Genomic DNA, 22,117 nt, shown 5'->3' with positions numbered 1-22,117 from the left:
ACTCCCTTCTTCGCGGACAGTACACATCCGGTCTACCCTTCACCCGATCGGGGAACACTCATCAGTGGGATACGTCTCGCCGAGGCAACCCGGCGGGGTCTGATGCGTCCACCGGTCGGCCAGTCCCGAATTCAGTGGGCGAACGGGCAGTCCACCGGCCGGACACCGTCTCCTGCGGAACGAGCCGCCGTACCGTGACCGCATGATGAAGGCACTGTCCGCCGACCAGCACGACGCCGCCCTCGCCGAGGGGTTGGCCGTGTTGGTCTTCCGCGTCGCCGAAAGCCCCGCCTGCCAGAGCTTCCAGCCCGAGCTCGATACGTTCGTCGCCCGGCGGCCCGAGATCGCCGTGTGGACCGTCGAGGCCATGGAGCAGCGGGACCTGTCCGATCGGCACGGCCTGCGGGCGCTGCCCACCATCGTGATGTACCGCGACGGTCTCCCCGCCCGGCGCTTCGCCGGTGGTCTGTCCGCCGATGACCTCGTCGAGGAGCTCGACGAGCTGGCCGCCGCCGACATGGACGAGGAATACAACGACTGGATGGTCGAGATGATGGAAACCGGCGAAGCCGGTTCGCCACACGTCGGCAGCCGCTGAGTTCACTGGCGCCGTCGGGCTCGGCACTGTGTGGTCGGGTCGGGCTCGGCGGCTCGGCGGCTGATGACCAAGGCGCCGATCAAGGTGAAGGTGACGAAGACGGCGTTGAGCGGGGCCCAACCGGCGGTGGGGCCGAGCAAGGCGACCAAGACGCCGCCCAAGCCGATGGACAACGACTGGGCGAACAGGTCGGACATCTGGAGGGCTGCGGTGGTGAAACCACGGTCGTGCGCGGGTGAAAGGCGCAGCACCAGGACGGAAGCGCTTGCGGTGGCCAAGCCCATGCCGATGCCGGAGAAGATCCAAGCGGGGGCGGCCAACCACGCGGGCCCCCAAGCGGGGGCGACCAAGGTCACCAAGGCGACGCCGACGGCGAGGCTGAAGAAGCCCCAACGGAGGAACACAGCCTCGCCCAACGCGGGCCGTCGGGCCTGGATGGACGAACCGAGGGCCCACCCGATCGCCCCGGCGGTCAGCGGCAGGCCGGCCCAAGCGGGCTCGTAGCCGTGCACCTGCTGCAACACCAACGGCAAGAACGCCTCGCAACCCATGAACGCGGCGGACATCAAGGCCCGGGCGATCATGGCGCTGGGTAGCCCCCGGCGCGCGGTCAAGGTGCCGCGAGGGAGCAGGACCACCACGGCGGGTGCGACCAGGGCCAGGCCGAGCACGATCACCCCGACGCCGACGAGATTCAGCTGATCGCCGGCCGAGCTCACCAAGGCCAACCCGACGGCGGCGGACACGGCGACCAACACCTGCCCACGGCGGCGCGGCCCGGACTGCGAGACAACCGGCAGCCGGCGGACCACGGCGACCACCAACACCCACCCGACCAGCTCGAACGGGAGCAGGCCGAGAAAGACCCAATGCCAGTTGACGTACTGCGTCAGCAGCCCGGCGACGGCCGGCCCGACCAGCGACGGCCCGACCCACGCCGCCGACATCGCGCCGATGATCACCGGCCGGTCCCGCTCCGGATACACCGCCGCGATCATCACGTAGATGGCGACAACCTCGGCGCCGCCGCCGAAGCCCTGCAACGCCCGGCCGGCCAGCAGCTGGGCCATGCTGCCGGCGGTGCCGGCGACCAGCAGACCCAGTGCGAACAGCAGCGGCCCGAGCACGAGCATCGGCGCTGGTCCACGGCGGTCACACACCCGGCCGCTGACCACGTTGCCGACGACCTGCGCGGCCAAGAACATGGTGAACGGCCACGAGTACAGAGCCTCGCCGTGCAGGTCCCGCACGATGGTCGGCAGCGCCGTGGTCACGCCCATCGACTCGAACGCCGCCAACACGACCAGCAGCAACACGCCGACGGTCGCGCCGCGGCGGTCTGGCGCCCACAGCGCGCTTCCCTTCACCTGACGACTCTCGCATCTCCACCGCACTGGAGGTCCAGTGCCACGGTGCAGGACTCAGCCGCCGGCCAAGCCGGAAAGCTTCGCGGGATTGAGGATCATGAGAAGCCGATGGACGCCGTCCGCGCCGGCGTCCATCGTGACCAACGCGAGCGGCGCGCCGTCGCGGACGGCCAACAATCCCGGCTGCCCGTTGACGTCCACAAAGGACACCGCCGCGCCGGTGCCGAACTTGGCCAGTGCCCCGACAACAAACCGGGCGACCCGTTCGCGGCCGACGATCGGGGCGCGAGCGGCCGTGACGACACCGCCGCCGTCCGAGATCGACACGGCGTCCTGGGTCAGCAGCTTCTCCAACCCGGCCAGGTCGCCTTTCTCGGCGGCGGCCAGGAACGCGGCCAGCAGGCGACCATGCTCAGCCTGGTCGACGGGTGTGTGCCGCTCCTCGGCCAGGTGCGTCCGAGCCCGCCGGGCCAGTTGACGGGCGTTGGCCTCGGACGTCTCCAACACCTCGGCGATGTCCCGGAACGAGTAGTCGAACGCCTCCCGCAGCACATACGCCGCCCGCTCACGGGCCGGCAACCGCTCCATCAGCAGCAGCACGGCCAGGTCCATCGCCTCGGCCCGCTCGGCGCCGAGCGTGGGATCATCCACAGTGGACACCGGCTCGGGCAGCCACGGCCCGACGTACACCTCGCGCCGGGCCCGGGCCGAGGTCGCGGCGGTGATGGCCAGCCTGGTGGTGACCGTGGTCAGGAACGCGGCGGCGTTGCGGACCTCGCCCCGCTCGGCCCGAGCCCAGCGCAGCCACGCGTCCTGCAACACGTCCTCGGCGTCGGCGACGCTGCCGAGCATCCGGTACGCGATGCCGAACAGGCTCGGCCGCGCCTCGTTGAACAACGCCAGGGCGTCGAGATCGGTCACCCGCTCATTCTGCCGACAGCGCCGACGGATGTGCGGTCAGCGGCGGACGGACACACTGTCACGTTTCGGCGCCCTGCCTGGTCGGAAGGGCACGACGCCGAACGAGGGGACAGGGCGATGCGGGTGGCGGTAGCAGGCGGGACGGGCCTGGTCGGCCGGCTGGTGGTGGGTGAGCTCCGAAAAGCCGGTCACGAGCCGGTGGTGCTGGCCCGGTCGAACGGGATCGACCTGATCAGCGGGGACGGTCTGGCCGAGGCGCTGGCCGGCTGCGACGAGATCATCGACGTGTCGAACAAGAACACCCTGAGCCGGAAGCAGGCGGTGGAGTTCTTCACCACGGCGGCGACGAACCTGCTCAACGCGGGCTCGGGCGCCAAGCAGGTGATCACGCTGTCGATCGTCGGCATCGACGACGTCGCCCTGGGCTACTACCTGGGCAAACGGGCCCAGGAGGAAGTGGTGCGCAACGGCCCGGTGCCGTGGAGCATCCTGCGCGCGACCCAGTTCCACGCGTTCCCCGAGCAGCTCATCGACAGCGCGCCCGGGCCGTTCACCATCGTGCCGAACTCGCTGTCACAGCCGGTCGGTACCACCGACGTGGCCCGCGCCCTGGTCGCGCAGGTCGGTCGGCCGGCGGCCGGGTACCTGCGGCCGATCGCCGGGCCAGAACGGCTACGGATGGCCGACATGACCCGACGGCTGGTCAAGGCCCGCGGCGTGCGCAAGATGGTGCTGCCGATCCGGCTGCCCGGGGCGGTCGGCAAGGCCATGGCCGGCGGCGCGCTGCTCCCCCGCGACGACTTCACCGAGGGCCGCGAGACGTTTGCCGAGTACCTGCACCAGGTCGAGAAGGGACGCCGATGACCACGCTGCTGCGCATCCTGCTGCTGATCCCGCTGGGCGAGGAGCTCGTCGTGGGCGGCTGGAACCAGTTCGCCCCGGCCAGCTTCTACGACGACTTCCCCACCGTGGACCTGAATCCGCCGTTCAGCGACCACTTCGCGCACGACTTCGGCGGTGCCACCCTGGGCATCGCCCTGCTGCTGGCCATCGCCTTCGTCAAGCCGCGCACGCACTTCGTGGTGCCGGCGGCGCTGGCGTACTCGATGTTCGCGGTGCCGCACTTCTTCTACCACCTGCTGAACACGGAGGTCGCCAGCCCCGGCCAGCAGGCGTTGCTCACCATCGCCAACGCCGTCGTGGCGCTGCTCGGGCTGGCTCCCATCCCGGTGGCCCTGCTCAGGGATCGGCGCACGGCATAGGGTGGACGGACCAGTTGTCCCGTCCAAGGAGAGCTCAGTGACCGCACTGCCGGAAGAAGTCCACGACCTGCTCGACAGCCCGCAGTTCGCCTCGCTGGCGACGATCGAGCCGACCGGTCAGCCGCACCTCTCGGTGGTCTGGTTCAAGCGTGAGGGCGACGACATCCTGGTGTCGACGGTCCGCGGCCGGCGCAAGGCGGTGAACATCGACCGTGACGCGCGGGCGACGCTGCTGGTGCACGACAGCGCCAATCCCTATCGGTACGTGGAGATCCGCGGCGCGGTCACGGTCGTGGACGACCCGCCCGGCAGCCTGATCAACGAGCTTTCCCTGCGCTACAAGGGCGTTCCGTGGACGACCGACAAGCCCGGCACCGAGCGGGTGATCGTCCGCCTTTCCCCGGCGAAGGTCGTCGTGCACTGACGCCGCGGGGCGAGCGAGGCCGTGGCGACGTAACATCCGAGTGCCCGCGCACCGGAGGAACGCCATGTGTGACACCAGCCAGTCCTCGACGGCCGAGGCGGCCCTGTCCGCGCCTCGACTCGCCCCCGGCAGCGCCGTGGACCCGATCGCGCTGGAGCCCGTCGACGAGGTCAGCATCACCGTGCTGATGGACAACACCTTCGACGGACTGCTGCCCAGCGACGCGCACACCACCCGGGCCGGCTTCGGGCCGCCCGTGCCGGCCGACCACTTCGCCGGCGGGACCACCGCCGTGGGGCTGTTGGCCGAGCACGGATTCTCCGCGCTGGTCACCGTTCGCCGGGGCCAGCAGCGCACCACGCTGGTGTTCGACGCCGGCCTGTCGCCCACCGGCATCCTCACCAACGCCGACCAGCTCGGCCTGCGTTTCGACGACGTGCAGGGCGTGATCCTCAGCCACGGGCACTTCGACCACGCCGGCGGACTCGGTGGCCTGGCCCGTCGGTTCGGCCGGCGCATGCCGATGACCATTCACCCCTTCGCGTGGACACCGCGTCGGCTGAACATCCCTCAGCGGCCGTTCGAGATGCCGACGCTGAGCCAGAAGGCGCTGATCGCCGAGGGATTCGACGTCATCGAGCGGACCCGGCCGTCGCTGCTGGTCGACGGCAGCGTGCTGATCACCGGCGAGGTCGACCGGACGACCGACTTCGAGCACGGCATGCCCGCGGCTCACGAGGCCCACCTCGAGGGGCGCTGGCAGCACGACCCCACCGTCATCGACGACCAGGCCCTCGTCGTGCACCTGCGTGGCCAGGGTCTGGTCGTGCTCACCGGCTGCGGCCACTCCGGCGTGATCAACATCGTCCGGCACGCCCAGCGGCTGACCGGCGTGCCCACCCTGCATGCCCTGCTCGGCGGCTTCCACCTCAGCGGCCCCGCCTTCGACCCGGTCATCCCGCCCACCGTCGCCGCGTTGACCAGCATGAATCCGCACCGGATCGTGCCCGGTCACTGCACCGGTTGGCGCGCCCAGCACGCGTTGGCCGCCGCTTTGCCCGACGCTTGGGTCGCCAGCAGCAGCGGCACCACCCACCATCTCGTCGGCGCGTAGCGCCCGGATGTGCCGGACCGCGGCGGCACCAGGGAGAATCACGTCATGACGACGAGGGCGTGGTGGTCCGCGTGAGCAGGCCGCTGTACCAGCTGAAGGCCGAGTTCTTCAAGACGCTCGGGCATCCCGCGCGGATCCGGGTGCTCGAGCTGCTAAGCCAGCGTGAGCACGCCGTCGCCGAGATGCTGCCCGAGGTCGGGATCGAGGCCGCCAACCTCTCCCAGCAGCTGGCCGTGCTGCGCCGCGCCGGTCTCGTGGCCACCCGCAAGGAAGGCTCGAACGTCTACTACTCGTTGACCAGCCCCCAGGTGGCCGAGCTGCTCGCAGTCGCCCGATCCATCCTCACCGGCGTGCTGTCCGGCCAGGTCGAGCTGTTGGCCGACCTGCGCAAGCCCTCCGAGGCGTAGCCGATCAGGCCCCGTTGCCCGCCGCCAGCGAGGCCGCCGACACCACGTCCGAGGGCACCCACTCCGTAGTGTCCACCCCGTTCGCCTCCGCCCGTTCCAGCAGGTCCAGCAGCCGAGCACTGTGCCGGTGCACCTCGTCGGTGTCCCCCGCCCTCGCCAACGCCCGCTGCGCAAGGTCGACCTGAGTGCGCAACGTAGCTACGAACGCGCCCACGACCCCTCCATCCCGGTCGGAAGGCCTCATCCTCCCGACACTTGCAGACTTGCGCAACTAACGCGTACTGCGAGCCGTGACGACACTTCGGCCGGCGTCGAACCGAACCCGCGACACGATCGGGTCGTTATCGAGCAGACCTCGCAGCGTCTCGCGCTTGTTGCGCTGTGCATGGGATTTTCGTCGTCCAACTCGACGTGGCCTTGATCAACGTGGCCCTCGAGGCCATCCGCCGCAGCATCGGCGGCGGTCTTGGCTGGGAGCAGCGGATGGCGGCTGGCTACACCATCGTGTTGGCCGCCGGCATGCTCACCGCCGGCTCGCTCGGCGATCGCTACGGCTTGCGGCGGATCTACATGCTCGGTGCGGTCTTGTTCGGCGTCGGTCCGCATTGTGCCCGTTGGCGCCGACCACGCCCCTCCCGATCATCGCGTGCCGTGGAGGCGTCGGCGCCGCCGCGATAATGCCGTGCTCCCTCGCTTCTTTGATCGTCCGACAGTTTCCCGAGCCTCGTGCGCGAGCACACGCCCTTGGCCTGCGGGGCAGTATTGCCAGCCTCGGCCTCGCCGAGGGCCCCGTCGCCGGCGGCGCACCCAACAGCCGCCAAGCGCGGGCCCCGTCCACCGATGTTGTCGCCAGCATTCGTGCCGAAAACAGCAGAAGCCCCGCCAGAAGAATTCCAGCGAGGCTTCAGGCTTTTTCACTCAAACCGTGAATGTCAACTGGATTCTCGCCAGCGAGTCACAGCCCGACTGCACAGAGAAAGCGCAAACGAACCAAAATCCTCTCCAAGCCTCTCCATATCACGACGGTCCGTTACGCCAGGATTCCAAACAAGGACCGGATAATCGCCCCCCGAGTCCACCTGGGACGAGTCAAGAACAATCAAGCCACCCATTCCGTCGAACATCACGCCGATCAGGTCGGACGGCATTCCATACCGGTCGCGAGCATCCAGAGTCTCAGTTACAGAACCCAGCAGCTTCCGCCCCATAGCCCCAGTCTGATATACACCAAGAAACTCTTCGCCAGCGATATCCCAGGTCCCGAACTCTTCAACCACCCGCCGGTACGAGGGCGGGAACGCGACGCCCAGCTCACGCTCGGCGGCAGCGAGCATCTCGGCGTCACATCCATCCGCATGGTTCGCGATGTCATCATTGCCACGAACCAGTTCGATCAGACGCTCACTGGCCTCGATAGCGCTCGTCATTTGAACCCCGCCGCCCTGTCTTTCCAGTACTGAGATTTCCAGGTATTAAATGCATCACGATCGATGCCACTTGGGATCTTGGTGCCCGACTTCCAGTGTAACTGATTGTAGTTCCCGAAGTGCATGGAGTTCGTCACCTCGGCGATCGGCCCGTCCTGCGTCTGGAGCATGTGATGGAGGTTGAGCGGCTTGTCGTCCGGCCCCATCGGAGCCAGTCCCTGCTGCATTCTCTTAAGATTGCTTCGACCGTACTTGTCTGCCGGCGAGACGTAGCTCGGGTTAACTAAGTCATCTCGCTGGTAAACACGCTGACCATTGTAGTCGGTCAGTGACCAGAACTTGCAGCCTGCGTTGTGAACCAGGACCGACGTCTCGCCGGCCAGCACGTAGTAGGTATGGAGGGTGTCGACGGTGAGGTTGTAAACGCGGGTGATCTCGTCGTGAGCGCGAAGGCGGCCGACGACGACGGTACGGCCGTCATCGGTGAGCAGGTGCTGGCCGACCTTGAGCTGGCCGGCATTCACCCATCGGGCGAGGTCCACCACCCAGAAGGGGTGATTGTCGGTGGCAGTGACCGAGTCGGATTCGCCGTGATCAGTGACGACGACATCGACGAGATGTTTGAGCCCCTGACCGACGATGACGTCGGTGACGGGCTCGTTGGCGGACTTGCCGGTGGTGGGGTCAGTGGCGCGGACCTGGTCGCCGACCTCGACGGAGTCGATCGGCTTGGTAGAGCCGTCGGACATTTCTACCTTGGTGTCACCAGCGAAACTGTTTGCGCCGGGGATACACGGTCCGCTGTCGAGGTGCTCACCGAGCCGGGGCGCGACACGATCGGCGTCGCCGGCCAAGCTGGTCACGAACTTGGCGTCACTGGCGAACGGGATGGCGCTGATGCCGGCGGGCACAGCATTCGCCCAGTCACCCTCGATGCCGTACCAAACCGCGTTGAGCCCGCCGGCGACCGAACCCACGCCCGGCACCAGGGATGTGATGTCCAGCCAAGTGTGACCACCCGCTTCAAGCCGATCACCCAACGGCGCACGACCGCCGATGCAGGTCGAGCAGTTGGTTGGGGTGAGGTCGGACGGAGCGTCCTGGATGGATTGGATCACTGGTTGATTACCAGCCACCGCCTGCTGCAACTGCTGTGCTTGCGTCGCGTTGTCCCCCACGACGTTCGTTGACTGTCCGACCTGGTTGGCCGGCAGCGACGGGGAAGACGACACCGGCGGCGACTGTTGCGCGTAGTGCGGCTGCTGCAACGCCTCGGGCACCTGGATCGGATTGTTCTGCGCGGCCTGCTGTTGCGCCTGCCGTGCGGCAATCGCGGGGTCAGGTGTTGGCGCGGGCCCGTAGCTACAGGCTTTGCCCGAACAACTGCCTGAGACTCCAGGCCCCGGGCCATGTCCGCCACCGTTTGGTGGACCGCTGGACGTCCCAGGCTGCGGCGGGTTACCACCGCCGCCACCGCAGCCGCCGCAGGGACCGATGAAGTGGATGTTCTTGACGCCATGCCAGAAACCCTTGGGCGACGGCGGCGGCGGCGCGAAGATGGTCTCAGCACCAACGGCAATACCGGTAACAGCGGTAAAAGCCAGCCCGATCAGCACGATGCACGGGCAGTGGCCGGAGGGGTCGGTGTAGTTGATCGGGGCGCTGTCGGCGTACGTGTAGCGGTTCGGGTTGCTCGCAATCTGAATGCTGTCTCGGGAGTCGAAGTCGCCGGTGGACGGGTTGTACCAACGCGCACCCATGTGCACCTGGGCGGTGTCAGGATCGGTGTAGGCACCCTGGAAACCGATCGACTGTTGGGTGCCGGAAGTCGCGGTCAGCTGGCCGAATGGGTCGTACGCGGCCGAGTGCGATAGCCCGGTGTTGCCGTCGCCAGGGGCGAAGCCCGCAATCACGTCATCGTGCTTGTCGGAAATCGTCAACTGCTTGTCATTGCCGTTGCCAGCAGCGAGCAACTCGCCGCCGGGGGCACGGCTGTAGGTGGAGACGCCGTCGCCGGCGATCTGGTCGGCCAGGCCGGAGTAGCTGAATGCCTGCCCGTTGCGGCCGGCGAGGCGGTCGAGGCCGTCGTAGGTGTAGCTCGACGAACCGTCGCCGATCATGCGGTCGAAGGCGTCGAAGGACATCTTCTCGGTCAGACCGGAGCTGGTCCGCGAGGCCATGGTGCCCCGAGGCGTGTACGTGTAGGTGTAGTCGCCGTCGGACAACAGCCGGTTGCGCTGGTCGTAGCTCGCGGTCTTGGCGCCGTTCTGCACCCGGTTGCCGGCGTCGTCCCAACCGTACGAGACGGTCTTGCCGCTGGCGGTCCACGAGAGCATCCGGCCGGCGTAGTCGTAGCCGTAGGTGTTGGTGCCCGCTCCCGCGGTGCCGGCGGTGTCCTTCTCCGTCAGGTTGTCGGCGTTGTCGTAGTTGTAGGTGACGGCCGCGGTAACGGAGCCGCCGGCGGTCTTGGTGGTGTCGGAGTGCAGGCGTCCAAGGTCGTCATAGGTGTAGCCACGTGACTGCCCGGACGAGTAGGCGATGTTGTCGATGTCGCCGACCGCGTTGTAGTGCGCGGTCTGCACGACGCCGGTGATGCCGTCCTGGACGCTGGCGAGCCGCCCGCCCGTGTAGTGGTAGACGGCCTGGCCGGACGCGTCGGACCGGGTGGCCATGCGGGCGTCGGCGTCGTAGGTGAACGTGGAGTCCGCGCCGCTGCCCGTGGTTGACAGGACGTCGCCCCGGTCGTCGTAGGCGGCGGTGATCGAACCACCCGGCGCGGAGACCGACTTGAGTCGGCCGGCTTCGTCGTAGTCGAGGACGCGGTCGGCGGTGGCGGCTTCGGCGCCGCTGCCGGTCTGCTTCTTCAGGCGGTTGTGGTCGTCGAACGTGCTCGTGGCGGCGACACCGCCGGGAGCGGTGACACCGACGACGTTGCCGGCGGCGTCGTAGCCGGCCGTCCAGGTCGCGGCCGGCTCGGTCGCGGTAGCAGGCTCGATAACCGATTCCGCCAGACCGAGGCTGTTGTAGGTGGTGATGGTGGAATTGCCGCGGCCGTCGGTGAGCCGGGACGCCCGTCCGGCCAGGTCGTAGCCGTACGTCGTGGTGATCGACTTCGAGTCGGCGACCGGTTGTGTCTGCTGCGTGATCTGGTTGACCGCGTTGTAGCTGAACGTGGTGGTGTGGTTGAGGGCGTCGGTGGTCGACAACAGGTTTCCGGCCGGGTCGTAGCCCGCCGCCGTGTCCCGCAGGTGGGTGCTGCCGCCCTTCCAGTCCGAAGTGGACACCGGCCGGCCGGCCAGGTCGTACTTTGTCCAGTGGTTGAGGCTCGATGCGTCCGAGACCAGCACGGTCCGGCCGGCCAGGTCGTAGCCGTGCTGGGTGGTGACGCCGGCGGCATCGGTGGCGCTGATCTGCTCGCCGGCCCCGTCGAACTTCGCCGTCGACGTCTCGCCGGCCGGCGTGGTCACGGAGGTCAGGTGGCCGATGTCGTCGTAGCCGTAGGTGGTGGTGTACGCCGCGGGCTGCGGGACTCGTTCGACCTGGGTGGAGGTGGCCATCCGGCCGAGGTCGTCGTACGTGGCGGTGGTCGTCGCACCGCCAGGCACGGTGGTCTGCAGCAGTTCGCCGTTGTTGTCGTACTGGAACACGGAGGTTCGCGCCCCAGGCTCCTCGGTACTCACGAGCCGGCCGAGCTGGTCGTAGGCGTGCTTGGTCACGTTGCCTCGGGGATCGGTCACCGTGGCGACATGACCGAGCGAGTCGTACGTGGCCGTCGTGGTCGGGGTAATCGTCGTGGTCGTGCCGGGTGCGGTATAGCTCGGCGCGATCCGGGTGACCGGACGGGCACCCTGGTCGTACTCGATGCGACTTACGTTGCCGACCGGGTCCTTGACCGCGATCTGCTCGCCGAACGTGTCCAGACCGTACGTGGTGACCGGCCGCTGCGGGCTCGGCTGGCCGCCGTTGGACTCCACGGACACCGGCGGCAGCGTCACACCGACCTGTCGACCGAGTTCGTCGTAGCTGACGTTGGTGGTGTACGCCGCGCGGTCGGCGTTGGGGACATTGCCCCGTGGGTCGATCGTGGCGGTGACCAGGCCGCGCTGATCGTATGCGTACGCCGTGGTCAGGTTAGTGGGGCTGTTGTGTACCACCTGGCTCGTCTGCCGTCCGGCGAGGTCGTAGCCGTAGTCGACGATCTCGGTGGTGGAGGGCGAGAACGTGCCGGCGTTGGAGCTGTTGCCGGTGCGAACCACGCTGGTCACAGCGCCGTTGAGGTTGTACGCGTAACGCGTCTTGCGCGCCAGGACGGTGGGATCGACGGTCGTGGTGGCGATGCGGCCGACAGCGTCGTACGTGGTCACGGTGGTGGCCTTGCCGCCGCCGGCGACGTCCTTGACCACCTTGCCGGCGGCGTCGTAGCTGTAGTCGTGCAGCACGATGTCGCGGGTGGTGTTGTCCGAGTGGAAGCCCACCTGGACGACCTGGTGCACCAGGTCGTCGTTGTAGTACGTGTACTTCGTGGTGCGCCCCATGGCATCGGTGTCACGCACCAGGCGCCCGCCGAGGTCGTAGGCGTACGAGCGCAACGGCAGGTCCTGTCCGGGCGATGTGTCGCCACTGCCGTCGCCGCCGCTGCCGGATACCCCGCTCAGCGCGGCGCCCGTCCACCCGACGAGCACCACCTCGGCGATCTGGTTGCGTGCCGTGTAGAGGTACTTCGTCTTGGTGCCGGCGGGGTCGACCATCCACACGCGGTTGCCGAAGGTGTCGTGGCCGTAGCTGGTGACGTTGCCCAGTGCGTCGGTCTGCTTGCTGACCAGGTTGTGTGAGTCGTACTCGTAGGTGACCGAGCGCGGCTTGTCACCGCCGGTCAGGTCGGTGACCTCGGTCTTGGCGACGTTGCCGTCGGCGTCGTACGTGGTCGTGCTTCGCGCGGTGTGCTTGACCCCGGTGACGGCGTCAGTGGTGGCCGGCTGTGTCACCGTGCGGAGGCGGGACAGGACGTCGTAGGTGAACTGCGTGGTGACGCCGGCGGGCTGGCTGTCCGAGATCTGGGTCTGGGTCAGCACCCGCCCCTGAGCGTCATAGGTGTACTTCGTGACCAGGCCAGACGGGCTGATGGCCTGTGCGAGGGTGCCGTCAAGGAAGTAGTTGTACGTCGTCACCGCGCCCATGGCGTCGGTCGAGGTCATCACCAGACCGGCGGGCACACAGGGACACGCGCTGGGCGAGGTACCGGACATCCCCGTGGACGGGCTGATGCCCTCGCTCCCGGTGGTGTACGTGTGCTTGACCTTGCCACCATCGGCAGTGGTCTGCGTGTCGAGCAAACCGGTTGCCGTGTACGACACGGAAGTCAGGTACGTGGTATCGGTCGCGTTCGCCGACCGCGCATCCCGAGTCGCGATCGCCTTGTCATTGCGGGGATCCGTCGCACTGGCGGCGTTGAGGTAGTAGTCGACGTAAGCCGTTTGGCAATCGATCTGCGTGGTACGGCACGTCTTCTTGGAGACGACGTTGCCGCGCTTGTCGTAGGCGAGGGTGACCTGGTCGCCGTTCTCGTCGGTGATGGTGTTCTGGTAGCCGCTCGAGTCGTACGAGTAGGCCCGCACGCCCTCGCCGGAGACCGGGCCGCCGACCCACGTGGGGCCGCCGCCGACCGGGCCGCCGCAGAGGACCGGGCCGCCGTTGGTCGGTGTGGTGCAAGTGGTGGTGGGTGGGGCTGTGGTCGTGGTGGTCGTGCTGCCCGGTGTGTCCTCCGGGCGCACGCCCTGGCCCAGCGGGGCGATGGACCGCACGATGCGCCCGCGCAGCGGATCGTAGTCGTACTCGTGCGGCCGGCCGGCCGGATCGCTGACCGAGGCGACCTTGATCGGGTTGTCCGCGGAGCCGGTGATGGTCGGCACGGCCAGCGTCCACACGCCGCCGTTCGCGTCGGTGTACTGGCGCACGCGGTCATGGGCAACGTCGTAGGTGGCTGCCGCGCCGACCTTCCCGCTGGGCAGAGTGATCTTGTTGAGCTCGTCGCTGCCGGCGGCCGCCGCGAACTGCGCGGCGATGGCGGGCTGGCCGAGCGGGTGCTCGTAGAACGCGACCTCGGCGATGTCGCCGCTGTAGTACTGCCATTGCCCGCCGGTCGTGCCCGGCCAGCTGCCCGGGCCGATGATGAAGTCGGCGCCGAGCTGGTTGTTGGCCATGTCCAGGCCGTTGATGGCTCCGTCCAGGGAGCCGACGAGGTTGCCGTCCAGGTACATGGACTGCGTCGTCATCGCACCGGTGAGCACAACCTGATGCCACCTGCCGTCGTTGACGGCCCCGCTGGTGGCGATCGGCGCGACGTGGTCGGTCCAGATCTGCCCACGCAGCTTGCCGTCGGTGCCGACATAGAGCATCGGCGCGGCGGCGGTCGGCGCGGTGTCACCTCCCAGGGGCTTGTTCTGGTATCCGACCAATGGGCCCGATTTGGTTGTCCGGAACCACAGCGACACGGCAAGGTTGCGATCCTTGCGCAGGGTGCCGTCAGGCAACGTGATCACAGAGGACGTGCCGTTCAACGTGGCTCCGGTCGAGCCCGCGACCGGCCCGGCGGCACCGAGCGTGACGTCCTTGTACGTGCCCTTGTCGGCGCCGAGGTTGACGCCGACTTCGCTCGTCGCGTCTGCGCCGGAAGTGTCGCCGAGACGCCAGTACGAGTCGGGCTTGCCGTCGATCACGGCACTCCGATAGTGCGAGCCCGCCTCGTAGTTGTAGGTCGTGCAGTTGGACAGCGGGTCGCAGACCTTGGTCAGTTTGTCCCCGTCGTAGCTGTAGATCCAGGTCGGTGCCGTGCCGCTGGCCTGCTCGATGGTGACCGTGGTGACGTGCGCACCGGTCCACGTGAAGCTCAGGCCGAGACTGGTCTGTCCTGCCTGCTGCGACTGCCGGCGCACGGCAGCGAGCTTGCCGCCGCTGTAGGTGAAGACGATCGTGCGGCCCTGACTGTCCGCGATCGTGGACAGCTTGTTGTCCACGAACTCGTACTTGGTGGCGGCCTTGTCGACGACGTCCCACACGGTGGCGCTGGGGTGGGACAGCGTCGCGTAGCGGCCCTGCGGCGGCGCGTACGTGCCGTCCGGGTTGAGGCCGAACCGGACCTGTTGCCCGTCGGGATAGGTGACCACGACATTGCCGGAGCCGTCGTTGTCTGGCGCCACCGACATGTCGTACTGGGTCGCCCAACCTTCGCCGAAAACGTTGGTGCGCCGTGAATCCAGGCTGTTGTACGTACGGGCGACGGAGACCGCGGGACCGACGAACCCGAGCGCGGCGTCCAGCGCGCTGCGGTAGAAGTTGCCGACCTGAGGGTCGAAGTCGTTGCTATCCGTGCTGTACGGCGCGTTGCCCAGGTGCGAGGTGATCTCCGGCTGCGGCACCGCCGTCAGCAGCGCGCTGTAGGGCAGCGTCTGGCTCTCGTTGGTGCCGTCGAACGCGAAGGCCCGCCAGAGATAGGTCTTGCTCCACACCAGCTTTCCGGCCGGCAGGGCCCACCTGTTGGCGGAGATGTGCCCGGAATCGAAGCAGTTGGCCGGGTTGCCGGCGCTGTCCTGCTCACAGACCTCGAAGCGGTACTGCAGGGAGCTGTTCGCCGGGGCGTCGACCTTCACGGCGTCGGCCCACAGCTGCGGGATCAACGTGGGCGCTGAGTAACCGTTGGGCGGGTACTGGGCGCGCACGACCGGCGGAATATTGTACACCCGCAGTACCAGCCGGGCCGGCGGGATCTGCTCGTCGGTGAAGAACGGACCGCCCCGCTTGAGCATGCTGAAGTCGAGGTAATAGTCGCCCGGATCCAGAGCCTGAATGGTGGCGTCCAGGTTGACGGTCTGGCCGCGCGCGACATTTCCGGGCAGCTGTCCGGCTTCCTTGGACGCAACCGGCCGGCCATCGCTGGTGTAGACGCGGTAGCCCAGCGCGTAGGCGTCGGGAGTCCAGGTGTCCACGCCGCGGTTGGTCACCGTGATCTTGATCTGGCCGCCCTGCGTGCGGGTGATCGGCGGGTTCGGCACCGGCTGGGTGATGTTGTAGTCGGCGTTGAACGGCGTGTGCGTCACGAACAGCTTGGGCGGGTTGGCGGTCCTGGAGCCGGTGAACTTCTTCCAGCCGTAGCTGTCGGTGTCGGAGCCGCGAACCGTCAGGCCGTAGTTGGGCATGGTGCCGTTGACCCACGCCTGCACCACATCGCGGCCAGCAGACCCGAGGTCGATGCCTTCGCCGGCGACCGGACAGTTGGACCTGCTCTGCCCGGAGGCGATGTAGCCGTGCGCGAACGACGCCTCGGACAACTCCGGACCGAAGCTGGGATTGTTGCTCCACGGCGAGGTAACCGCGTGCACGTACACCGGCCTCGGCTGGCACGACCAGGACCAGTCGTTGACCAGCCACAGCTGCGCGCCGAAAATCTTCTCGTTGCGCAGGGTGTTCTCGATGCCGTCGAACTTCAAGTAGGTGGCGGCGTGGATGTTGTCGGCGCCGTCGAAGCCGGCCTTCACCTCGGCGCCGCCGTCGTTCTGAACGCCGTTCTGCACATACATGGCCGCGCTGGCGGCGGGGCTGGCCACTGTCGGGTCGACGACCACCGGGTACTGCCGTGCGGGGTCGTTGAGCCAGTTCTGGTCCAGGTCGACGCGCAGGCCGCCGGACACGAGGTGGTAGCTGACGCCGCTGGAGGTGGCGGCGTCGCCGGTGTGCGGGTTGCGACTGGAGTCGGTCATCGAGCCGGCCGGGACGCTGGCCCGTTCCTTGCCCGCGGCGTCGACCAGTGCGATCCGGCCGTCCACCAGCTTGGCGGTCAAACCCTTGAGCTGCAACGGGAACAGGAAGCTGTGCGGCGCGTTGCGCGAGGCCAGCACCAGCGATTCCTTGACGCCGCCGGGCTGGACATCCAGCCGCAGGTCGGTGTCGGCCAGGACACCGGGGTAGGTGACCGTGCCGCCCTGGGTCTGCCCGGCCACCGGCTGCGCGCCGTCGAGGCCGTAGCCGAACACGTGGTCGCCGTCGACGGCGAAGCTGACCATGCCGCTGCCGCCGGCGTGGCCGGCGAAACGGGTTGAGACGTCGTCGGCTGCGTTGCGCCAGTCGCTGCCGTCGGGCACCAGGGTGGTGTCGATCGCCTGCCACGTGCCGTCAGGCTTGCGGTAGTTGACCGGGTCCTTGCTGAACTCGGTGGTCTGCGTGCCGTCGGCGTTGCGGTAGGTGGACTCGTTTCGGCCGCGCTGGGCGGGGACTTCCTTGCTGGTGGCCGGATCGAAGCCGCGCACCGAGGTCGGGCCGACAGTGGCGCTGGCGGTGTTTGCCTTCGGCCGGGCCGACGGGAACTTGATCGCCGGATAGTCGGCCAGCAGGCCGCGGGCGGCCTGCTGGTTGCCGGCCGTGGTGGCCACGATGTGGTCATGCTCGCCAGGTTGCTGACTGGCGGCGTCCGCAGCCGAGCCCCAATGCTGCTTGGGCGCCAAGGACAACGCGTCCACGAGCGCGTGCAGGTCGCCGAACAACGGCGGCGTGACCTGAGCAGCCGTCGGCCCGAAGAGGCCCACGACCAGGACGACGACGAGCAGGTTGACCGTGCTGCGGACCCCACGCGCACGCGGACGTCCGACACCGGCAGCAGACACCGAATTCCTCCCCCAAGAAGACGCGCACACCGAGATGACGCGGGGAACAGGATGCGGCAAGAACAACCGTAAAGGCAAGGTGAAATCTCACCTAACACGTCTTTTATAGCCAGTCAAGCGGGCAGTCGAAGTAACCCTCATGCGATCCAAATTACGTAACGACACCCGCCGCCGAGAGGCGTCATGACGGCGTCACTCCGATGCGGTACGGTCGGCCACCGCCACCTGTGTCAAGGCTTCGACCAGGCAAAACAAGGGGGATGGGGGAACTTTGAGTACCAACAACTTCAGACCGGCGGCGACAATCGTCGCCGCGACAATCGCGATGTCAGCAATCCTTCCGGCCGGGTATTCGCACGCGGATTCGACAGCGACATGCACCGGGCCGACGCAGATTTTCGCCGCACTTCCGGACGGCTCCACCCGCCTTTACACCCACCCGGACCCGGTCAACGGTTCCGCGGGATTCAGCAACCCGACCGTGGTCGGCGGCCCCAACGGCGGCACGCTGATGGGCGGCCCGAGCGGCGACGTCTACAACATCCAGCACAACGGCGAGTTCCGCCGATACCACTGGAACGGCACCGGCTGGGACAACCCCTACCAGGTGATCGCGCAGGGATGGGGCGGCTGGGACCTTCCCGCCTACCACAACCGCATCACCGTCGATCCCCTTGGCAACATCTACTCCGTCGGCGAGGACAACAACCTCCACGTCAACCACTACGACGCGGCCGCCGGCAAGCTCGTCGAGCACGTGATCGACACCAACTGGGGCAACTACAACCTCATCATCGCCGGCGGACCCGGCGTCCTCTACGCCCGCGACCCCAACGTCAACGGCGGCGAGCTCTACCGCTACCAATACGACGCCAACTCACAACGCTGGCTGCAACGCAAACGCGACCTCGGCATCGGCTGGAACATCTACAGCGGCATCTTCTCCGCCGGCGGCGACACCCTGTACGGACACACCAACGACCCGCGCGGCGAACTGTACTGGTACCACTTCAACAACGACACCGGCCTCTGGGCCGGCCGCAACTACATCGGCTTCGGCTGGGACCCGAGCTGGCTGGTCACCTCGATCTCCAACACGTGCTCCAGCACCATGACGCTGCCGCCCAAGCCGCCCGTCACGCTGACCGGCGCGGTCGCGGCCACATTGCTGCCCAACACAAACGGCCGCCTCGAGTACTACTACGTCGGTAAGGACGGCTCCGTCGTCACAGTCGACCAGAGCGACGTCGCCGACGGCAGTACCGCTCAGTTCGGCGTGCTGGCCACCTCGGGCACCTTCACCGGACGGATTGCGGCCGCCCTCAACGACAACGGCGGCGCGCAGGTCCTCGCGCTCGGCACCGACAGCGAGATCCGCGGCGCAGTACAGCCCGCCATCGCCGGCAACTGGTCGACGCTATCCCCGGCCGGCGGCTACTTCCCGGTCGAGCCGGCGATCGTGCGCAAGCCCGACAACACACTGGTCGCGTTCGGCCTCGATGCCCAGGGCGGCCTCTGGTACCGACCGCAGCTCGCCAAGAACGGCGACCTCACCTCGTGGCAGAGTCTGGGTAGCACGGGCATGAAGAACACGCTCACCGCCGTCGCCCAGGGCAGCACGATCCGACTGTTCACCCTGAACGCCAACAACCGGCTCAGCACGGCCACCGTCACCGGTACCACGCTGAGCTCATGGACCGAGCTGACCGGCCTCGCCTCCGGTGTGTCGGGCTCGGCCGTCCCGTCCGTGGTGATCCGCGCCGACGGCACCGCCCAGGTGTTCGCGCTCGACTCCAGCGACATGAGCGTGCGGACCATCAAACAGAACACCGACCTCAGCTGGCCCACCACCTGGACGACCATCCCCGGTCTCACTGCCGCCGGCGCCCCCTCGGCATTGGCCACCAACACCGGCACCGTAGAGGTGGTCGTCAAGGGCAACGACGGCCTCGTCTACAACACCGGCCAACTCGCCCCGGCCAACCCCGCCTTCCGCTCCTGGACGGTCGTCGACCCGATGAACAACGCAGGGTCCGACCCGTCGGCCGCTCAGCTCAGCACCGGGGTCTGGGCGATCGTCTTCCGCGACACCGAAGACCGCGTGTACCTGTACCACACCGTCCCATCCGGCTCCCTCGCCGCCAGAGCAGCCGCGGACTCACCCTCTCCGACATTCGTGGGCGGACTGCTGCCGGTACAGAGGCACTGACCGCTGGTGGTCGGGCTCGGATGGCCGAGCCCGACCACCAGACAGTTTCAGAAGCGGAGCACGGGCACCCCACAACCAGGTCCCCTGATCAGGTGTCGGCCATCACCGCATCGAGCAGTTCGGGTTCTTACCACCCGCTGAGCACAGATCTGGGCCGTACTTGCACTGCTCGATGACTCGGCCGCCGAGCCGAGACGATCTTCGCCGTTGAATGCACGATCGTCGAGGCACCTCAGGTCGAGATGTCCCTCGATCCCGATGGAGCCGCGCCCAGCATCACGCCAGCACACGCCCTGCGCGGCGCCAGCACCACAAGTCCGATCTGAGATTGTGAACAACCAGCTCCGGTCGAGGTGGTGCAACTCAATCGAAGAACTGCAGTGTCAGCAATGCCGCGTTGAGCGAAATGATCGTCACCGCGATGCCCACCATGGTTGCGGTGACCCAGCGACGGTTCGCGAAGGCGCCCATCACCCGCGGATCGCGGCTGATCGCGATCAGGGGTATGAGCGCGAACGGAATACCGAAGCTCAGTGCGACCTGGCTGACGTTGAGCACGTCCGTTGTGTTCAGGCCGGCCGCCAGCACCAGGAGCGACGGCAGCATGGTGACCGTACGGCGTACCACGAGCCGAACCCGCATCCGCACGAAACCGGCCATGACGATCTGCCCGGCGAGCGTCCCGACCGACGATGACGACACGCCCGAGGCCAACAACGCGACCGAGAAGGCCAACGTGGCCCCTCCGCCCGCCACCTGACCGAGTCGGCCGTGCGCGTCCGCGATCGTCACCACACCGGCGTTTCCCGTGCCGTCGAACAGCTTCGCGGCGACCGTGAGCATCGTCAGGTTGATGATCCCGGCCAACCCCAGCGCGATGACCACATCCCAACGCACCGAGCGCAGTGCCTGACGGCGTTGCTCGGGGCCATCGGCATCGACCCGCCGGCTGGTCAGCCCGGAGTGCACGTAGATCACGTGTGGCATGACGGTCGCACCGATGATGCCCACGGCCACGAACACCGCGCCACCCGACGGCAGGACGGGCAGCAAGCCCGTGACCGTCGAGGCCGGGCTCGGACCGACACACAGCAGTTCGTACGCGAATCCACAGGCCACGATCAGCAACATTGCCGCGACGGCCCGCTCGAACGGCCGGTGCCCGCGCGCCTGGAGGCCGAGGACGATGAAGGCGACCACACCGGTGATCGCACCCGCGGGCAGCATGGGCACGCCGAACAGCAGATTCAACCCGAGGGCGGCTCCGAGGAACTCGGCCAGATCGGTGGCCATCGCGACAGCTTCGGCCTGCGACCACAGCACCCAGCGCACCGGCAGGGAATAGCGGCCCGCACACAACTCGGGCAGCGACCGGCCGGTGACGATGCCCACCTTCGCCGACAAGAACTGCACCGGCATCGCCATCAGGTTCGCCAGCAGGACCACCCACACCAGGTGGTAGCCGAACTCGGCGCCGGCGGTGATGTTGGTCGAGTAGTTTCCCGGATCGACGTACGCGACAGCGGCCACGAACGCCGGCCCGAGCATCGCCAGCGTCCCACGAATCCGACCCCGTGCGGTTACCGAGGCGATCGGGGCGGCGGCGTGCGGGATTTTCTTTTCCGCAGCCATTTCCGGCGTGATACCCATGGACTCGCAAGCTCGATTCTTGTCGGATCTGAACACAGGCCTGCTTGATGCGTTCACCCTAGATCTCCGCACAGGAATCGGGAACCCCGCATGAGTGCGACTTGAGCGTCGCTATAACTCTTTCGACGACCATGGTGTACGCCGAGAACTGTGCGAAAGGAGCGAGAAATGCCAACACAGAACGCGCTCGTCGAGGATTTCGATCTGGATCTGCAGATCGAGGAGTCCTCTCTCACCTCGGAGCTGCCGGTCAGGTCGGCCACCGTGGCGACGGCCACCCCGACCTGCCCGATCACTCACTGCGAGTGCTGACCGACGTCGCTGAGGCCCCCTTCCGCGGGGGCCCTCAGCCCTCAGCACCGTTCCGCCACGCGGACCTCGCTCTGCTCCGGATCGCGGCCCGGCCGAAGAACACAACGGCTGTTCTGCCGGGTTCCTACGAAGACCGGATCAAGGCCCTGGCGACGGATGACCAACTGATGGCGGCGGTCAAGCATGCCAGTCCCTCCTTGGCCCGCACCGTGGACGACGTCGTCCGGGGCCGGCCGGTCAAGGCGAAATCCGTGCGCCGGGCCGCCCTTGCCCTGACGAAGTACCAGCTGCGCATGACCACGCGGGCGACGCCGTTCGGGCTGTTCGCCGGGGTCGCCGTGACGCGTTTCGACGACGGCCGGCCGATCCGGCCGGGCCGGGCGCACCGGCCGGTCAGCCGCCCTGACGCCGACTGGCTGGGTGCCGTGCTCGACACGGTCCGCGCCGATCCGGCGATACTGGCCAGGTCCCGACTGGTGGCGAACCCGGTCCACCTCGTGCGCGGTGGCCGGCTCGTACTGCCGGACCGGTACGCGGACGGCGGCGCCTGCCGGAAGCAGGTGTCGATCAAATTTTCCGCACCCGTCCGCTCAGTGTTGGCGGCAACCGCGACGCCGATCAGCTGGGACGACCTGATCGGCCTGTTCCGCGCCAAGCAGGAGAGTTACGCGAAGCTCGTCCGACAGCTCGTCGAGGCGGGCGCGCTGCTGACCGACCTCGATCCGCCGCCGGACTGCACCGATCCGCTCGGTTATCTGCACCGCCACCCCGCG

General features: G+C 67.8%; 15 protein-coding genes and 1 pseudogene. 10 read left to right on the top strand and 6 right to left on the bottom strand.

Going from position 1 to position 22,117, the window contains the following annotated elements; all coding sequences use genetic code 11:
* The first annotated feature begins 202 nt into the window (after nucleotides 1-202).
* Nucleotides 203-598 carry a thioredoxin family protein gene (locus M3Q35_RS00580; protein WP_273939553.1) on the top strand — a complete coding sequence of 132 codons (396 nt, stop codon included), beginning with the start codon at nucleotides 203-205 and terminating at the stop codon, nucleotides 596-598.
* Between the two features lie 2 nt (nucleotides 599-600).
* On the opposite strand, the gene M3Q35_RS00575 is transcribed toward M3Q35_RS00580, so the two are convergent.
* Both M3Q35_RS00575 and M3Q35_RS00570 read right to left on the bottom strand, forming a co-directional pair.
* Nucleotides 601-1,965, bottom strand: coding sequence for an MFS transporter (locus M3Q35_RS00575; RefSeq protein ID WP_273939552.1), 1,365 nt, complete (start codon nucleotides 1,963-1,965; stop codon nucleotides 601-603).
* 54 nt (nucleotides 1,966-2,019) lie between these two features.
* Nucleotides 2,020-2,886 (bottom strand): RNA polymerase sigma-70 factor, encoded by an 867-nt coding sequence (locus M3Q35_RS00570; protein WP_273939551.1) that lies wholly within the window; start codon nucleotides 2,884-2,886, stop codon nucleotides 2,020-2,022.
* Between the two features lie 117 nt (nucleotides 2,887-3,003).
* Between M3Q35_RS00570 and M3Q35_RS00565 the strand changes: the two genes are divergently transcribed.
* The 5 genes from M3Q35_RS00565 to M3Q35_RS00545 all read left to right on the top strand — a co-directional run bounded on the left by M3Q35_RS00565 (nucleotide 3,004) and on the right by M3Q35_RS00545 (nucleotide 6,093).
* Complete coding sequence (locus M3Q35_RS00565; RefSeq protein ID WP_273939550.1) at nucleotides 3,004-3,750, top strand: SDR family oxidoreductase; 747 nt, start codon at nucleotides 3,004-3,006, stop codon at nucleotides 3,748-3,750.
* Nucleotides 3,747-4,148 carry a hypothetical protein gene (locus M3Q35_RS00560; protein ID WP_273939548.1) on the top strand — a complete coding sequence of 134 codons (402 nt, stop codon included), beginning with the start codon at nucleotides 3,747-3,749 and terminating at the stop codon, nucleotides 4,146-4,148. The genes M3Q35_RS00565 and M3Q35_RS00560 overlap by 4 nt, the downstream gene beginning before the upstream one ends.
* Before the next feature lie 37 nt (nucleotides 4,149-4,185).
* Nucleotides 4,186-4,572, top strand: a complete 387-nt coding sequence (locus M3Q35_RS00555) for a PPOX class F420-dependent oxidoreductase (RefSeq protein ID WP_273939546.1) — start codon at nucleotides 4,186-4,188, stop codon at nucleotides 4,570-4,572.
* Between the two features lie 64 nt (nucleotides 4,573-4,636).
* A complete protein-coding gene (locus M3Q35_RS00550; protein ID WP_273939544.1) occupies nucleotides 4,637-5,686 on the top strand; it encodes an MBL fold metallo-hydrolase in 1,050 nt (349 codons plus the stop codon).
* 71 nt (nucleotides 5,687-5,757) lie between these two features.
* Nucleotides 5,758-6,093 (top strand): ArsR/SmtB family transcription factor, encoded by a 336-nt coding sequence (locus M3Q35_RS00545; protein WP_273939543.1) that lies wholly within the window; start codon nucleotides 5,758-5,760, stop codon nucleotides 6,091-6,093.
* Nucleotides 6,094-6,097: 4 nt separating this feature from the next.
* On the opposite strand, the gene M3Q35_RS00540 is transcribed toward M3Q35_RS00545, so the two are convergent.
* Nucleotides 6,098-6,307 carry a hypothetical protein gene (locus tag M3Q35_RS00540; protein ID WP_273939542.1) on the bottom strand — a complete coding sequence of 70 codons (210 nt, stop codon included), beginning with the start codon at nucleotides 6,305-6,307 and terminating at the stop codon, nucleotides 6,098-6,100.
* A gap of 167 nt (nucleotides 6,308-6,474) precedes the next feature.
* Between M3Q35_RS00540 and M3Q35_RS00535 the strand changes: the two genes are divergently transcribed.
* Nucleotides 6,475-6,771: an MFS transporter gene (locus tag M3Q35_RS00535; protein ID WP_273939541.1), complete on the top strand. Its 297-nt coding sequence runs from the start codon at nucleotides 6,475-6,477 to the stop codon at nucleotides 6,769-6,771.
* 254 nt (nucleotides 6,772-7,025) lie between these two features.
* Here M3Q35_RS00535 and M3Q35_RS00530 read toward each other — a convergent pair whose 3' ends face one another.
* A complete protein-coding gene (locus M3Q35_RS00530) occupies nucleotides 7,026-7,520 on the bottom strand; it encodes an SMI1/KNR4 family protein (protein WP_273939540.1) in 495 nt (164 codons plus the stop codon).
* The gene (locus M3Q35_RS00525) at nucleotides 7,517-17,173 is read right to left on the bottom strand and encodes a polymorphic toxin-type HINT domain-containing protein (RefSeq protein WP_273939539.1); all 9,657 of its coding nucleotides are present in this window, start codon (nucleotides 17,171-17,173) and stop codon (nucleotides 7,517-7,519) included. Before M3Q35_RS00525 ends, M3Q35_RS00530 begins: the two co-directional genes overlap by 4 nt.
* Before the next feature lie 325 nt (nucleotides 17,174-17,498).
* Between M3Q35_RS00525 and M3Q35_RS00520 the strand changes: the two genes are divergently transcribed.
* The gene (locus M3Q35_RS00520; RefSeq protein WP_273939538.1) at nucleotides 17,499-19,382 is read left to right on the top strand and encodes a tachylectin-related carbohydrate-binding protein; all 1,884 of its coding nucleotides are present in this window, start codon (nucleotides 17,499-17,501) and stop codon (nucleotides 19,380-19,382) included.
* A 363-nt stretch (nucleotides 19,383-19,745) separates the two neighbouring features.
* Here the strand turns inward: M3Q35_RS00520 and M3Q35_RS00515 are convergent, their stop codons facing one another.
* A complete protein-coding gene (locus tag M3Q35_RS00515) occupies nucleotides 19,746-21,032 on the bottom strand; it encodes an Nramp family divalent metal transporter (protein WP_273939537.1) in 1,287 nt (428 codons plus the stop codon).
* Nucleotides 21,033-21,200: 168 nt separating this feature from the next.
* On the opposite strand from M3Q35_RS00515, the gene M3Q35_RS00510 reads away from it, so the two are divergent.
* The gene (locus M3Q35_RS00510) at nucleotides 21,201-21,344 is read left to right on the top strand and encodes an FDLD family class I lanthipeptide (protein WP_273939536.1); all 144 of its coding nucleotides are present in this window, start codon (nucleotides 21,201-21,203) and stop codon (nucleotides 21,342-21,344) included.
* Between the two features lie 167 nt (nucleotides 21,345-21,511).
* Nucleotides 21,512-22,096: pseudogene (locus M3Q35_RS00505) on the top strand (lantibiotic dehydratase); the annotation flags it as partial.
* Between the last annotated feature and the right edge of the window lie 21 nt (nucleotides 22,097-22,117).

The sequence above is a fragment of the Kutzneria chonburiensis genome, assembly GCF_028622115.1.
Classification (GTDB): domain Bacteria; phylum Actinomycetota; class Actinomycetes; order Mycobacteriales; family Pseudonocardiaceae; genus Kutzneria; species Kutzneria chonburiensis.
The sequence above is the reverse complement of the archived record's forward strand: the minus strand, read 5'-3'. Positions and strand labels throughout refer to the sequence as shown.